The sequence below is a fragment of the Streptomyces caatingaensis genome (assembly GCF_001187435.1).
Classification (GTDB): Bacteria; Actinomycetota; Actinomycetes; order Streptomycetales; family Streptomycetaceae; genus Streptomyces; species Streptomyces caatingaensis.
In genome coordinates this window covers 23,358-37,689 of sequence record NZ_LFXA01000010.1, presented here as the reverse complement: position 1 = coordinate 37,689, position 14,332 = coordinate 23,358, and the positions used below count along the sequence as shown (strand labels likewise).

The window sequence follows — 14,332 nt, the reverse complement described above, 5'->3', positions numbered from 1 at the left end:
CTTGTCGTCCCTCGACAAGCCGATGGACCACCAGCCCGGCAGACACCGCGACGAAGGGTCGCGGTCCGCCACCGAGGCGGCGCTCTTCGAGGCGTTCGGCGGTGTCCGCGGCATGGTGGAGACCACCGTCCCCGGCCTGGTGTTCGTCGCCGTCTTCACGGTCGGCCGGAACATCCACACCGCCGCCGTCGCGGCGCTGGCCCTGTCGCTGCTGCTCGGCGTCGCGCGGCTCGTGCGCAAGGACACCCTCAAGCACGCCTTCGGCGGCGTCTTCGGCGTGGCCTTCGGCGCCGTCTTCGCGATGATGTCCGGTGACGCCAAGAACTTCTACCTGCCGGGCATGCTCTACACGCTCGGCCTCGCGATCGCCTACATCGTCACGTCGCTGGCCGGCTACCCGCTGCTCGGTCTGATCCTCGGGCCGATCTTCAAGGAGAACCTCTCCTGGCGGACCCGCAACCCGGGCCGCAAGAGGGCCTACACCAAGGCCAGCTGGGCCTGGGGCCTGATCCTGCTCGCCAAGTCGGCGATCCTCTTCCCGCTCTACTGGTGGGGCGACGCGACGCAGCTCGGCTGGGTCAAGGTGGCGCTCGGCATCCCGCCGATGCTGCTCTCGGTCTATCTGACCTGGATCTTCCTGGCCAAGGCACCGCCGCCGATCGACGTCTTCGCGGAGATGGAGGCCGAGGAGGCCCGCCGCGCGGAGCGCGAGAAGGCCGTCTGAGCCGCCCGCGACGAGAAAGGCCCCGGGAGACCGGGGCCTTTTCGCTGCGGCGGACGGCCGTCAGGCGGAGCCGGAGCCGGAGCCCTCCTCGCGGCGGACCGACAGCAGGTCCTCCAGCTGCTCCTCCCGCGCGGGGGCGGCGACGAACAGCAGCTCGTCACCGGCCTCCAGGGCGTCCTCCTTGTTGGGCGTCAGGACGCGGTTGCCGCGGATGATGGTGACCAGGGAGGTGTCCTCCGGCCAGTCCACGTCGCCGACCCGGGTGCCCGCGAGCGCGGCCTCCGGCGGCAGCGTGAGCTCGACGAGGTTGGCGTCGCCCTGGCTGAAGCGCAGCAGGCGCACCAGGTCGCCGACGCTCACGGCCTCCTCGACGAGCGCCGACATCAGACGCGGGGTGGAGACGGCGACGTCCACGCCCCACGACTCGTTGAACAGCCACTCGTTCTTGGGGTTGTTGACCCGGGCCACGACGCGCGGCACGCCGTACTCCGTCTTGGCCAGCAGCGACACCACGAGGTTGACCTTGTCGTCGCCGGTCGCGGCGATCACCACGTTGCAGCGCTGGAGCGCCGCCTCGTCGAGCGAGGTGATCTCGCACGCGTCGGCCAGCAGCCATTCGGCGAGCGGTACCCGCTCGACCGAGATGGCGGACGGCGCCTTGTCGATGAGCAGGACCTCGTGCCCGTTCTCCAGCAGCTCGCCGGCGATGGAACGGCCGACGGCACCGGCCCCTGCGATCGCGACCCGCATCAGTGACCGCCTTCCTCGGGGCCCTGCGCGAACGCGGCCTCCACCTTCTCGACCTCGTCGGTGCGCATCATCACATGCACCAGGTCGCCTTCCTGCAGCACCGTCGCGGAGGTCGGCAGCATCGCCTCGCCCAGCCGGGTCAGGAACGCGACCCGCACGCCGGTCTCCTCCTGGAGCCTGCTGATCCGGTGCCCTATCCACGCCTCCGAGGCAGGGATCTCGGCGAGCTGGACGCCCCCGGTGGGGTCGCGCCACAGCGGCTCCGCGCCGGACGGCAGCAGCCGCCGCAGCATCTGGTCGGCGGTCCAGCGGACGGTGGCCACCGTCGGGATGCCGAGCCGCTGGTAGACCTCGGCGCGGCGCGGGTCGTAGATGCGGGCCGCCACGTTCTCCACGCCGAACATCTCGCGGGCCACCCGGGCCGCGATGATGTTGGAGTTGTCACCGCTGCTGACCGCCGCGAAGGCGCCCGCCTCCTCGATGCCCGCCTCGCGCAGGGTGTCCTGGTCGAAGCCGACACCGGTCACCCGCCGGCCGCCGAAACCGGACCCCAGCCGCCGGAAGGCGGTCGGGTCCTGGTCGATGACGGCGACCGTGTGGCCCTGCTGCTCCAGGGTCTGGGCGAGGGCCGAGCCCACCCGCCCGCACCCCATGATCACAATGTGCACGACGCCTGCCCCGTACTCCGGAATTCCGCGCTGACCTGCACCAACACCCTGCTCACTTCTTCCTGCTCAGTTGAGCTCAACGGCGCTCCCGGCCGCCCGCTCCCTGCGGCGGGGGCCGGTGGCACCGATTCGACCGCGCCGGCGGGCCGCTTCCGTCCCGTCGACGCACGTCACCACCGTAGCCGCATCCCCGCGGGCCCCCACCCCCCGGACCCGCCGTCCGGCCGCACCCCCGCCACCGCGGGGGTGTGTGGTCCCACCACACATCCCCGGGCGGCCCGGGACGACGGGCGGCGGCCCCCCGGGCCCGGCTGGTGGCCGGACCACTCCCGTCCCAGGTGAGCCGGGTGCCCGGCACACCTGGGACGGGACGGGGCGCGGGGGAGAGGGTGGGGGACGGCCCGGTCGGCGTGCGAGAACGGAGTGGGGACAGCGATGAGCGGTGCGGCTCTGCACAGAGGAACCGGACGTCCACGCCCCATGGCCGCGGCGCCGGCGGCGCCCGAGCCGCTGCTGGCCGAGCTGGGCGCCGAACTGTTCGCCTCGCTGCCGCGCAGCGACCAGCGCCGCCGGGGCGAGGCGTACCTGAGGGGCCTGCTGACCGCGCGGGGGCGCAAGTCGATCCGCAACATCGCGGCGCTCAGCGGCGGCCCGGCCGCCGAGCAGAGCCTGCACCACTTCGTCTCCAGCTCCACCTGGGACTGGGAGCCGGTGCGCCGGGCGCTGGCCGCGTACACCGCGCGCGTCGCGCCGCCGCAGGCGTGGGTGGTGCGGCCGATGCTGATCCCCAAGGCCGGGGAGAACTCGGTCGGGGTCGAGCGGCGCTTCTGCCCGCTCCGCGGCCAGGTGATCAACGCCCAGCAGGCGGTGGGCGTCTGGGCGGCCTCGGACGAGGTGGCCGTCCCGGTCAACTGGCGGCTGTTCCTCTCCGACGCCTGGCTGGAGGACCCGCTCCGCCGCCGCCAGGCCTCCATCCCCGAGTCGGTGCGGGCCGAGACGCTGGGGGAGTGCGCGGTCGAGGCGTACGTCGGGATGATGCGCGGCTGGGGGCTGCCGGTGCGGCCGGTGGTCGTCGACGCCCGGGAGGCCGACGCGCTCGCCGCCCTCCACCGGCTGCGGGCCGCCGGCGTCCCCGTCCTGGCCCGCGTCGGCGGCTCGCTGCGGCTGGAGCCGGCGGAACCCACCCTGCCCGGGCGCGGTGGCGCGGTGCTGCCCGCCCACCAGATCATGGGGGCCGCCCGGGACCTGCGCCGGCCCGTGCTGTGGCGTGAGCACGATGAGCGGCGCGGTGTCCGCACCGCGCTGACCGCCGCCGTACGGGTCGGTGTGCCGGGCCGTCGCACGGCCCCCGGCGGGCCCGTGCGACGCCGGGACATGCTGCTGCTGGGCCTGGGCGACGCGACCGGGCCGTGGCCGGGCGAGCTGTGGCTCACCGACCTGCTGAACGTGCCGCCCGCGGCCCTGGTGCGGCTGAGCCGGCTGATGGGGCGGGTGCGCCGGGACTTCACGGAGGTGGCCGACGAGGTCGGCATCCGGGACTTCGCGGGCCGCTCCTTCGGCGGCTGGCACCGCCACACCACGCTGGCCTCGGCCGCGCACGCGGTGCGCGTGCTGACCCGGGAGCGGGCCGGGGCGGACGAGGAGGCCGAGTGCCTGGGTCAGGCCTCCTGAGCGCCGTCCCCGCCGGCGTCCCCGTCGGCGTCCGCGCGGGCGAGGACACCGCGTACCCGGTGGACGCGCAGCGCCAGCTGCACCTCCAGCGCGCGCTCGGGGTCCTGCCACCGGGGGCCGAGCAGTTCGCCGATGCGCTCCAGGCGGCGGGCGACGGTGTTGGGGTGGACGTGCAGCCGCTTGGCCGCGTTGGTCGGGCTGCCGCCCGCCTCGAAGTACGCCTCCAGCGTGCGGGTGAGGTCGGTGAACCGCTGCTCGTCGTAGTCGATGACGGGGCCGATGGCGGCGTGCACGAAGGCGCCCACGTCGTGCCCGTCCGACAGCAGGACGCCGAGGAAGCCGAGGTCGCGCAGCGAGCCGGCCTTCCCCGTGGCGCCCAGCGCCGTCATCGCGTCCAGGCAGCGCAGCGCCTCGTGGAAGCCGTCGCGGACCGCCGCCGGGTCGCCCACCGGGCCCGCCGCGGCCACCGTCACCGGGTGGCCGAGCAGCGGGGACAGCTCGGCGGAGACCGCGCGGGCCGCGGCGCCCGGGTCGCCGCCGGGCAGCAGGAGCACGGCGTGACCGTTGTGCATGCTGCGCAGCCCCTTCTGCCGGTAGGCGTACGAGGAGGCCCACACGGCCGGCTTGCCGTGCGCCTCGCCCTCCGGCCGGGCCACCACCACGACGTGCTCGCGGCGCAGGTCGATGCCCAGCCGGCGGGCGCTCTGCTCCAGTTGGCGGCGCGGCCGCTGCGGGCCGCTCAGCAGGTCGCCGAGGAAGTCCTCGCGGATCTGGCCCTCGGTGATGGCCGTGCGGCTGTTCTCCACCAGGAGCTGGACGGAGACGGCCTGGGCGACGAGCGGCAGCAGCTGTTCGTCCTCGGGGCCCCAGGCGCGTCTCGGGCGGAGCACCAGGGTGCCCAGGTGGCCGGTGCCGGCCGCGAGGGGCACGGCCCAGACCCCGTCGCCCAGGGCGGCGGGCCGGCGGGGGGTGAGCGCGCCCAGCCGCGAGAGGGTCACCGGGTCCGCCGGGCAGACCGGTGCCTCGCCGGCGGTCGCGAGGGGGGTGCCGTCGGCGGAGTAGACGCAGGCGTGCGCGTCGAGCTCGCGGTGGACCTCGTCGGTGAGGGCGTGCAGATCACCGTCGTCCAACACCAGTTCGATCAGACGGTGGTGGGTCTCGCTCAGCCCGCGGACGTCGCGCAGGCCGGCCTCCACCGTGGTGGTGCGGCGCTCCAGCTCGGCGATCAGCGCGGCGTTGCGCTCGACGAGCCGCACCTGTTCGATGGCGACGCTGGTCAGGTCCGCCAGCGAGCGCAGCAGGGACACCTCGTCCGGTGAGTAGTGGCGCACCTTGCGCTCGCCCACGTAGAGGGAGCCGAGCGGGCCGGTGCCGCGCGAGAGCGGCACCGCCAGGATGGCGCGGGTGCGTTCGAGGCGGACGACGTCGTCCACGGACGGGCTGTGCGGGATGCGCTCGTCGGCGAGGTAGTCGGGTGTCCAGAAGGGGGCGGGGTTCTGCTCCCGGGTCGTGGCCGAGCCCAGTCCGATGCCCGGATCGAGCCGGAGGCCGACGTTCCGGTCGGTGATGTGGCCGTCGGAGGCGCGGATGACGTGCGCGCCCTTCTCGTCGTCGTAGAGGGCGATCCAGGCCAGGTCGGCGGAGAGCAGCACCCTCGCCCGCCGCAGGGCCATCGTCAGGAGGGACTCGAGGTCCTGTGGGACGGCCATGTCGAAGCCGGTCTCGAAGAGGGCGGACATGGTGGCCAGCCGCTGCTGCTCGCTCTCGGCGCGGGCCCGCACGGACAGCCCCAGCCGCTTGGCCCGCTCCAGGGCCGCCAGCTCCTCGGGGTCCGCGCCGGAGCGCCGGGCGTCGTCCACGAGCATCTCGAACTCGTCCGGCGGCGCCCCGCCGTCCAGCAGCTCCAGTACGGCGAACACCCCGGCATCCGACTTCTGCGACACGCGCCCCTCCTTGGTGCTGACCATGCGTCACCGCACGTCATGACCCCCAGGCCCCCCGGCCTGTAAGCCCCGATCCCCCGATGTGGCACCTACTCCACCCAGCGGTCAAGTTATGCGAGGGCGTTCGGGCGCCGCAAGGTGGATTCCCCGGGGCCGGGCCGACCGTCAGGACGCGCCGGCGCCGAGCTGCTCGGCCACCGTCCGCCGCAGCCCCCGCCAGGCGCGGGCCAGCCGCCGCAGCCGGGCCGCGGCCAGCCCGGCGGCCGTGGCCTCGAAGGGGACGCCGAGCCGTTCGACCTCCGCCACCAGCGCGGCCGCCTCGTCGTGACGGCTGGTCAGGGTGTCGCCCTCCGGCCGGGCCCCGGCGGCGGCCGCCAGCCCGGCGGGGGAGAGGACCACGCCGGTGCCCCAGGCCACCAGGGTCTCGGCGCGCCGCAGTTCGCGGCCGGCGCCGTCCGCCGGATCGTCGACGACGTCCCACAGCGGCCGCGGCGGCCGGGCCCCCGCGGCGGCCAGCCGCCGCCAGCAGGCCGTGCCCAGCCGCTCCTCGTAGAGCCGGAAGGCGAGCCGGGCCACGGCCAGGGCCGCCGTGCCGCGCAGCGCGAGCGCCTGCGGCGTGCCGAGGGCGGTGAGCCGCTCGTCGACGCCCGCCTCGATCCGGCCGGCCGCCAGCGACGTGCACACGGGCAGGGCGGCGAGGTCGTGCCCGGCCGCGCGGGCCCCTTCCAGGCCGTCCAGACAGGCGTCGAGGACCTCTCCGTAGCGGCGCACCGAGAAGATCTCCGTGACGTGCACGCCGATGCCCCGGCGCAGGCAGGCGCGGACGGCGGCCAGCCCCGGCCCGGTCGCCGGGATCTTGACCAGGGCGTTGCTCCGGCCCGCGGCCCGGTGCAGCTCCCCGGCGGCGGCCACCGTGCCGACCGCGTCGCGGGCCAGGGCGGCGTCCACGTCCATCGAGACACAGCCGTCGCCGCCGTGCCCGGTCCCGAAGACCGGGCGCAGGACGTCGCACGCCGAGCGCAGGTCGTAGGCGCACAGCGCCAGGACGGCCGTGTCCGGCGCGGCGGGGCGGCGGGCCAGCAGGGACAGCTGCTCGCGGCAGCCGTCGTCCTCCACCGCGTCGGCGGCCAGGCCCTCCGGGCAGAACGACGCGCCGCGCACAGCCGCCCCCGCGAGCAGCCCCGGCCGCCCCCCGGAGGAGAGCAGGGAGCGGCGGAGCCCGCCGAGCCAGGGTGCGACGCCCTCGGCGGCCAGGGCGTCCAGGCCCCCCGGGCCCCCCGGGGACGGACCGGCCTTGCTCTCTCCCATGGACGCGACCCCTTCTCCGGCACTACGGATCACCCACCGCAGCACGCACGTTAGGGAGGGAACGCCCCAGCGTCGAACGGTCCCGCCCTACTTCGTCACATACGGGGCCTTCGGGCACGGGACGGCCGCCGCGGACTGCCCGGCGGGAGCGGTGAGTTGACTGACTGTCCCCGCCCGTTTTGGCCGCCGGCGCGGTGGCGCCCCACCATGTGCCGACACCGCACGACCGGTGCGGTGCCCGAGACCGCTGAGGAGCCCGCACGGCCATGACCAACGTCGCCGTCATCTACTACTCGTCCACCGGCAACATCCACAAGATGGCGGAGGCCGCCGCGGCCGAGGCCGAGAAGAGCGGCGCCGACGTGCGGCTCCGCAAGGTGGCCGAACTCGCCCCGCGCGCCGCCGTCGAGAGCAACCCGGCGTGGGCGGCGCACGCGGAGGCCACCGAGGACGTGCCCGAGGCGACGCCGGACGACCTGGTCTGGGCCGACGCCGTCCTCTTCGGCACGCCCACCCGCTTCGGCCTGCCGGCCGCGCAGCTCAAGCAGTTCCTCGACACGACCGGCGGGATCTGGGCCCAGGGCAAGCTGGCCGACAAGGTCGTCTCGTCCTTCACCTCGACCAACAACGTGCACGGCGGCCAGGAGTCGACCATCCTGGCGCTGAACAACACCTTCTACCACTGGGGCGCGATCATCGTGCCGCCCGGCTTCACCGACCCGGTCCAGTTCGAGAAGGCCAACGGCAACCCGTACGGCGCGAGCAGCGTCACGCACAACGAGCCGGGCAACGTGCACCCCGACAACCTCGCCGCCGTCGCCTACCAGGCCCGCCGCGCCACGGAGATCGCCACCGCGCTCAAGGCCGGCCTCTCCGCCTGAGGCGGCGCGCCCTGACGCGATGTCAGCCGAATCCCGGCCGAAAATCGTCTGTCGCCTCCCGCCCGTCCCTGCCCGGACGGACGGGAGGCGACGGTTTGTTCGATATTCGAGATCGGGGACGGACGCAGGGTCACGGGTGTGGTTGGATGATCCGCGTATTCCGCTTTTGGACGGGACGTCAGGACGCACCGAACCGTCCCGCCGCCCGCACGAACCGGCGTCCAAGAGGAATTGATGTCACATCACATATCGGAAGCGGGGCTCTGGTGCCTGGCCGTGGCGCTGGTCGCCGCGGTGGTCCTGCTGGTGCGCCAGCGCCGGATCGCCGCCGCGCTGCGGGCCCGCGCCGCCGCGCTGGAGGAGAACGTGCGGGCGCGCGACGACGAGGCCGCCCGCCTGGTCGACGTGCGCCTGCCGGCCGTCACGGACGCGGCGGACACCGCCGTGCCGCTGCCCGGCCTCCTCGACGACCGGCTCGCCGGCACCGCGTTCGCCCACAGCCTCCAGGCCGTGATGGACCTCTTCGCCCAGGCCGTCGACAAGGCCCAGGTCCGCGCCGACCAGTCCGCCAAGGCGGCGCTGCGGGCCTCGATGCGTGCCCTCCAGGGCCTCGCGCACGAGCAGCAACTGGCCATCTCCACCATGCAGGAGCGGCACGACGACCCCGAAGTGCTGCGCGACCTGCTGGAGATCGACCACACCAACGCGCAATTCGGCCGCCGCGCCCAGGCGATCGGGGTGCTCTGCGGCTCGTGGCCCGGCCGGCAGCGCGTCGCCTCCCCGCTGACCGACGTCGTGCGCGGCGCCACCTCCCGGATCCGCGACTACCGCCGGGTACGGGTGCACGGCCCCGCCGGCGAGGCGCTCGCCGTCGTCAGCCGCGCGGTCGAGCCCGTCGTGCTCGCCGTCGCCGAGCTCCTCGACAACGCGGCCCGCCACTCGCAGCCCAACACCACCGTGGAGGTCAGCCTCCAGCCGGTGCACAACGGCGCCTGCGTCGTCATCGACGACGCGGGCGTGGGCATGGACCGCCAGGAGGTCGAACGGGCCGTCGCGCTGCTGTCCGGACGCCGCGGCGTGGACGTCTCCCGGCTCGGCGACCCCCCGCAGTTCGGCTTCCCCGTCGTCGGCGCGCTCGCCGCCCGCTACGGCTTCAGCGTCTCCGTGGACACCCGCTCGCCCTACGGCGGCGTACGGGCCGTCCTCTTCCTCCCCGCCGCCCTCCTGACCCATCTGGACCTCGACGGCCCCGGCACGGTCCCCCTGACCGCCCCCGGCCGCCCGTCCCCGCAGCGCCGCCGCGCCACCGGCACGGGCGGGTCGCCCGCGGATCCGTACGACTCGCCCGCCGGCTCCGGCGCGCGAGGGACGGCGTCCGCGCCGTCCGGCACCGTCCCCGGCGCCCGCCCCGAACCCGGCCCGTCCGGCGACCTTCCGGCGGGCTGGCCCGCGCAGGCGCCCGCGCACGAGCCGGCCGGCCGCCCGGCCGGCGCAGCCGGGACCGCTCCCGGCACGGACTCGGCGGACGGCGGCGCCCCGGCGGACCACCCCGCTCCGGATCCGTCCGGCCCCGGCCCCGGGCCGTCCGGCCACCCGGCGCCCGTCCCGTCCGCCGGCGCCCGCCCTGCGCACGCGCCGGAGGCCGGCGGTGCCGACCCCGGCCCGGCGGACCCGTCCGCGCCCGCGCAGGAGCCGCCCGACGGCTTCGGGCCGCGGCAGGGCGCCGCTCCGGGCGGCCCCGCCGCCCCTGGGCACGAGGCGTACGGCCGCTCCCCGGGTGCCCCGGAAACCGCGCCCGGCCCGGCGCGCCACGCCGCCCCCGGGCGCCCGGGCACGGCCGGTCCCGCCGGCCACACCGCCCCCGCTCCGGCGGAGCAGCCCCCGGCGGAGCCGTTCGGCAGGACCGCCGGCGGTCTGCCCAAGCGACGGCGGCGGCGCCCCGGCACGGCGGGCCACCCCGCCGCCCGGCCGGCCCCGGCCGCGCCGCCCGCCGAGGCCCCGGCGGAGCGGTCCCCCGAGGAGACCGCCCGCCGCATGGGCGCGTTCGCCCGCGGGACCCGCTCCGGACGCACGCCCGCCGCCGGCACCCCGCTCCCCGGTCCGCTCCCCGCCCCCGCAGAAGACGAAGGGAACCCCTCCGCGTGAACGACCACCTGAACAACGACCTGGCGTGGATGCTGGACGAGGTCGTCAAGATCCCCGAGGCCCGCCACGCGATCCTGCTCTCCGCCGACGGCATGCTGCGCGCCCACTCCGCCGGCATCGCCCGCGACGAGGCCGAACGCCAGGCGGCCGCGCTCTCCGGCCTCCAGTCGATCAGCCGCTCCACGGCCGACTTCTGCACCCACCCGGCGCCCCACGACACCCCCTGGCGGCAGACCCTCATCGAGTTCGCCCACGGCTACGTCTTCCTCATCGCCGCCGGCCCCGGCGCGTACCTCGCCGTCTCGGCCACCGAGAACGTCGACATGGAGGCGGTCACCTACCGCATGCAGAAGACCGTCGCGGGCCTCGGCAAGGAGCTGAGCACCCCGCCGCGGCAGGACACCGGCTGGCAGGGCCCGGGCAGCCCGGCATGACCCCGGCGACGCCGCGGCGCGAACGGGGACTCGTCCGGCCGTACGTCGTCACGGACGGCCGGTCCCACCCCACGCGCAACACCTTCGACCTGGTCACCCTGGTCATGGCGCACACGGACCGGCCGCTGGCCGGACTCAGCCCGGAGAAGCGCCGCATGATGGAGCTCTGCCTCGGCGGCGCCCTGTCCGTCGCCGAGATCGCCGGCCATCTCGCCCTGCCCGTGAGCGTCGTCAAGGTGCTCCTCGGCGACCTGGTGGACAGCGGCCACCTCGCCACCCGGGCCCCCATCCCCTCGGCCCAGCTGCCCGAGGCCCAGATCCTCCAGGAGGTGCTCGATGGACTCCGCGCCCGCCTGTGACAGCGTCCGCGACAGCGGCGTCTACCTGCCACGGACCGTGCGCACCGCGGCGAAGATCCTCGTCGTCGGCCACTTCGGCGTCGGCAAGACGACGTTCGTGGGCTCGCTCTCCGAGATCCGCCCGCTGCGCACCGAGGAGACGATGACGCAGGCCGGCGCGCACCTGGACGACCTGGCCGGGACGGCCGGCAAGACGACCACCACCGTCGCCATGGACTTCGGCCGCATCACCATCAACGAGGGTCTCGTCCTGTACCTGTTCGGCGCCCCCGGCCAGCAGCGGTTCACCCGGCTGTGGCTGGACATGACCCGGGGCGCCCTGGGCGCGGTCGTCCTCGCCGACACCCGGCGGCTGGAGCAGTCCTTCGACGTCATGGGCCTGCTGGAGGAGCACGACCTGCCGTACGCGGTCGCCGTCAACCACTTCGACGACGCCCCCTCGTACCCCGAGGAGGAGATCCGCGAGGCCCTCGACCTGCTCCCCGCGACCCCCCTGGTCACCTGCGACGCCCGGGACCGCCGCTCCGCCGGCCGCGCCCTGATCACCCTCGTGGACCACCTGCTCCACACCCGCACCACCCACCGGGAGCCCGTGTGAACCACCGCCCCGACCCGGGCCCGGGCCCCGGCCGGTGCCCCGCCCACGGGGGCGCCACCGCGCTGCACGGGCCGGAGTTCGCCGCCGACCCGCACGCCGTCTACCGGCGGCTGCGCGCCCACGGCCCCGTCGCCCCCGTCGAACTCGCCCCCGGCGTAGGGGCACACCTGGTCACCGACTACCGCGCCGCCCTCGAAGTCCTGCGCAGCCCCGGCACGTTCGCCAAGGACCCCCGGCGCTGGCGCGACATGGCCGAGGGCCGCATCGCCCCCGACAACCCCGTCGTGCCGATGATGGCCTACCGGCCCAACTGCCTCTTCACGGACGGCGAGCAGCACCGCCGGCTGCGCGGGGCGGTCACCGACAGCCTGGAGCGCATCGACCCCAACGCCCTGCGCGGCTACGTCGAGCGCAGCGCCGACACGCTCATCGACCGCTTCGCGCCCGCCGGCGAGGCGGACCTGCTCGGCTCCTACGCCAAGGTCCTGCCGCTGCTGGTCTTCAACCAGCTCTTCGGCTGCCCGCCGGAGCTCGGCGACCGCCTCGTCGAGGGCATGACCGGCATCTTCGACGGCGTCGACGCCGAACGCGCCAACACCCTCGTCTACACCACCCTCACCGAACTCATCGGCACCAAACGGCGGCAGCCCGGCGCCGACATGACCTCCTGGCTGATGGCCCACCCCGCCCGGCTCACCGACGAGGAGATGATCCACCAGATCGTCGTCCTCATGGGCGCGGGCACCCAGCCCCAGCAGAACCTCGTCGCCGGGGCGCTGCGCCTGCTGCTGTGCGACGACCGCTTCGCGGGCGACCTGGCCGGCGGCAGCATGCCGGTGGACGACGCGCTGGACGAAGTCCTGTGGCTGGATCCGCCGATGGCCAACTACGGCGTCCACTACCCCACCGCGGACGTGGACTTCGCGGGCGTACGGCTGCGCGCGGGCGACCCCGTCGTGGTCAGCTTCGCGGCCGCCAACACCGACCCCGCCCTCCGTCCGGAGCGGCACTCCGGACAGCGCACCGGCAACCGCGCCCACCTCGCCTGGAGCGCCGGCCCCCACCACTGCCCGGCCAAGAGCCCCGCCCGGCTCATCGCCTCCGTCGCCGTCGAGCGGCTGCTCGACCGGCTGCCCGACCTCGAACTGGCCGTACCCGCCGACCGGTTGGCGTGGCGGCCCGGCCCCTTCCACCGCGCCCTCGCCGCGCTGCCCGTCCGCTTCCCGCCACAGCCGGTGCCCGTACGGCAGCCCGCGCCTTCGGGGGCTGCGCATGCCGGGCCCGGGGCTGCGCATGCCGCGCCCGCGTCCCCGCATGCCGGGCCCGGGGCTGCGCATGCCGCGCCCGCGTCCCCGCATGCCGGGCCCGGGGCTGGGCACGCTGCGCCCGCGTCCCCGCATGCCGGCCCCGCGTCCCCGTATGCGGCGCCCGCGGCCCCGCACCCCGCCCCCGGGGTTCCGCACCCCGCCCCCGGGGCCCCACACACCGCCCCCGCCCCACCCGTTGACGTCACCGCAGAGACCCCTGGAGACAGCCGATGGAATCCTCCCTCCCGCCCCTCCGGATCGACCCCTCCGGCCGGGACGTCCACGGCGAGGCCGCCCGCGTCCGCTCCCGGGGGCCGGCGACCCCCGTGGAACTCCCTGGTGGCGTGGTGGCATGGGCGGTGAGCTCCCAGGCGCTGCTGAAGCGCCTGCTCACCGACCCCCGCGTCTCCAAGGACCCGCGCCGGCACTGGCCCGCCTGGATCAACGGCGAGATCTCCCCGGAGTGGCCGCTGTTCACCTGGGTCGCCGTGCAGAACATGTTCACCGCCTACGGCAGTGACCACCGCCGGCTGCGCAGCCTCGTCGCCAAGGCCCTCACCGCCCGCCGCACCGCCGCCATGCGCCCCCGCATCGAGAAGATCACCGCCGGGCTCCTGGACGGCCTCGCCGCCCACGGCCCCGGCGCCACCGTGGACCTGCGCGAGGGCTACGCCTACCCGCTGCCCATCCAGGTCATCTGCGAGCTGATGGGCGTCGAGGACGAGGGCCTGCGCACCGGACTGCGCCGGGTCGTCGACTCGATCTTCCACACCTCCGCCGACCCCGCCGAGGTCACCGCCACCTACGCCGAGATGTACCGGCTGCTGGGCGAACTCGTCGCCGCCAAGCGCGCCGAGCCCGGCGACGACATGACCAGCGCGCTCATCTCCGCGCGGGAGGAGGAGGGCGACACCCGGCTCAGCGAGCAGGAGCTCCTCGACACCCTCCTGCTGGTCATCAGCGCCGGCCACGAGACCACCGTCAACCTCCTCGACAACGCCGTCCACGCCCTCCTGACCCATCCCGACCAGCTCGCCCTGGTCCGCGCGGGCAAGGCCGGCTGGGACGACGTCGTCGAGGAGACCCTCCGCGTCCAGGCGCCGGTCGCCAACCTGCCGCTGCGCTACGCCGTCGAGGACATCGAGATCGACGGGGGCGTCACCCTGCGCAAGGGTGACGCGATCCTCGCCGCGTACGCCGCCGCCGGCCGCGACCCGGAGCGGTACGGCGAGGGCACCCGGCCCGACGTCTTCGATGTGACGCGTGCCACGAAGGAGCACCTCGCCTTCGGCCACGGTGTCCACTTCTGCATCGGCGCCCCGCTGGCCCGGCTGGAGGCGGCGGTCGCCCTGCCCGCCCTGTTCGAACGGTTCCCCGGGCTGACCCTCGCCGTCGCCCCGGACCAGCTGGAACCCGTCGACTCCTTCATCTCCAACGGCCACCGGTCCCTCCCGGCACGCCTCCCCATCTGACCCCTCGCGCCACCCGCCGGAGCCCGGTGATCGTCACGGAAGGCGTTTTCCGTTACCGGCGGGTGGCGGGTG

13 protein-coding genes are annotated in these 14,332 nt (G+C 75.4%); 9 read left to right on the top strand and 4 right to left on the bottom strand.

Translation table 11 applies throughout. The annotated features are described in order from the left end of the window. The first annotated feature begins 1 nt into the window (after position 1). Positions 2-724: a DUF3159 domain-containing protein gene (locus tag AC230_RS16935; protein WP_049717102.1), complete on the top strand. Its 723-nt coding sequence runs from the start codon at positions 2-4 to the stop codon at positions 722-724. Positions 725-784: 60 nt separating this feature from the next. Here the strand turns inward: AC230_RS16935 and AC230_RS16930 are convergent, their stop codons facing one another. Together AC230_RS16930 and AC230_RS16925 are read right to left on the bottom strand one after the other, a co-directional pair. Continuing rightward, positions 785-1,474 (bottom strand): potassium channel family protein, encoded by a 690-nt coding sequence (locus AC230_RS16930; protein ID WP_049717101.1) that lies wholly within the window; start codon positions 1,472-1,474, stop codon positions 785-787. Continuing rightward, entirely contained in the window at positions 1,474-2,142 is a 669-nt protein-coding gene (locus tag AC230_RS16925; RefSeq protein ID WP_049717100.1) for a potassium channel family protein, read from the bottom strand. Before AC230_RS16925 ends, AC230_RS16930 begins: the two co-directional genes overlap by 1 nt. Positions 2,143-2,577: 435 nt before the next feature. Here AC230_RS16925 and AC230_RS16920 point away from each other — a divergent pair, with 435 nt between their 5' ends. Further along, a complete protein-coding gene (locus AC230_RS16920) occupies positions 2,578-3,813 on the top strand; it encodes an IS701 family transposase (RefSeq protein WP_049717099.1) in 1,236 nt (411 codons plus the stop codon). On the opposite strand, the gene AC230_RS16915 is transcribed toward AC230_RS16920, so the two are convergent. Next, positions 3,801-5,756, bottom strand: a complete 1,956-nt coding sequence (locus AC230_RS16915; protein WP_241833259.1) for a helix-turn-helix domain-containing protein — start codon at positions 5,754-5,756, stop codon at positions 3,801-3,803. The genes AC230_RS16920 and AC230_RS16915 overlap by 13 nt on opposite strands. Positions 5,757-5,921: 165 nt before the next feature. Continuing rightward, on the bottom strand, positions 5,922-7,064 hold the full coding sequence (locus tag AC230_RS16910) for a transaldolase family protein (protein ID WP_049717097.1): 1,143 nt from the start codon (positions 7,062-7,064) through the stop codon (positions 5,922-5,924). A 266-nt stretch (positions 7,065-7,330) separates the two neighbouring features. Here AC230_RS16910 and wrbA point away from each other — a divergent pair, with 266 nt between their 5' ends. From wrbA to AC230_RS16875, 7 genes are all read left to right on the top strand, one after another. Beyond that, positions 7,331-7,945: an NAD(P)H:quinone oxidoreductase gene (gene wrbA, locus AC230_RS16905; protein ID WP_049717096.1), complete on the top strand. Its 615-nt coding sequence runs from the start codon at positions 7,331-7,333 to the stop codon at positions 7,943-7,945. A gap of 234 nt (positions 7,946-8,179) precedes the next feature. Further along, a complete protein-coding gene (locus tag AC230_RS33790; RefSeq protein ID WP_241833258.1) occupies positions 8,180-10,090 on the top strand; it encodes an ATP-binding protein in 1,911 nt (636 codons plus the stop codon). Next, the gene (locus AC230_RS16895) at positions 10,087-10,524 is read left to right on the top strand and encodes a roadblock/LC7 domain-containing protein (RefSeq protein WP_049717095.1); all 438 of its coding nucleotides are present in this window, start codon (positions 10,087-10,089) and stop codon (positions 10,522-10,524) included. The genes AC230_RS33790 and AC230_RS16895 overlap by 4 nt, the downstream gene beginning before the upstream one ends. Next, entirely contained in the window at positions 10,521-10,883 is a 363-nt protein-coding gene (locus AC230_RS16890; protein WP_049717094.1) for a DUF742 domain-containing protein, read from the top strand. Before AC230_RS16895 ends, AC230_RS16890 begins: the two co-directional genes overlap by 4 nt. Further along, on the top strand, positions 10,861-11,481 hold the full coding sequence (locus tag AC230_RS16885; RefSeq protein WP_049717093.1) for a GTP-binding protein: 621 nt from the start codon (positions 10,861-10,863) through the stop codon (positions 11,479-11,481). The genes AC230_RS16890 and AC230_RS16885 overlap by 23 nt, the downstream gene beginning before the upstream one ends. Next, positions 11,478-13,151 (top strand): cytochrome P450, encoded by a 1,674-nt coding sequence (locus tag AC230_RS16880; RefSeq protein WP_049717092.1) that lies wholly within the window; start codon positions 11,478-11,480, stop codon positions 13,149-13,151. The genes AC230_RS16885 and AC230_RS16880 overlap by 4 nt, the downstream gene beginning before the upstream one ends. Continuing rightward, a complete protein-coding gene (locus AC230_RS16875) occupies positions 13,148-14,260 on the top strand; it encodes a cytochrome P450 family protein (RefSeq protein WP_241833257.1) in 1,113 nt (370 codons plus the stop codon). Before AC230_RS16880 ends, AC230_RS16875 begins: the two co-directional genes overlap by 4 nt. Positions 14,261-14,332: the final 72 nt, after the last annotated feature.

Coding starts and splice junctions, on each gene's coding strand:
- AC230_RS16920 (WP_049717099.1), top strand. CDS start 2,578: ATGAGCGGTGCGGCTCTGCACAGAGGAACCGGACGTCCACGCCCCATG.
- wrbA (WP_049717096.1), top strand. CDS start 7,331: ATGACCAACGTCGCCGTCATCTACTACTCGTCCACCGGCAACATCCAC.
- AC230_RS33790 (WP_241833258.1), top strand. CDS start 8,180: ATGTCACATCACATATCGGAAGCGGGGCTCTGGTGCCTGGCCGTGGCG.
- AC230_RS16885 (WP_049717093.1), top strand. CDS start 10,861: ATGGACTCCGCGCCCGCCTGTGACAGCGTCCGCGACAGCGGCGTCTAC.
- AC230_RS16890 (WP_049717094.1), top strand. CDS start 10,521: ATGACCCCGGCGACGCCGCGGCGCGAACGGGGACTCGTCCGGCCGTAC.
- AC230_RS16930 (WP_049717101.1), bottom strand. CDS start 1,474: ATGCGGGTCGCGATCGCAGGGGCCGGTGCCGTCGGCCGTTCCATCGCC.
- AC230_RS16910 (WP_049717097.1), bottom strand. CDS start 7,064: ATGGGAGAGAGCAAGGCCGGTCCGTCCCCGGGGGGCCCGGGGGGCCTG.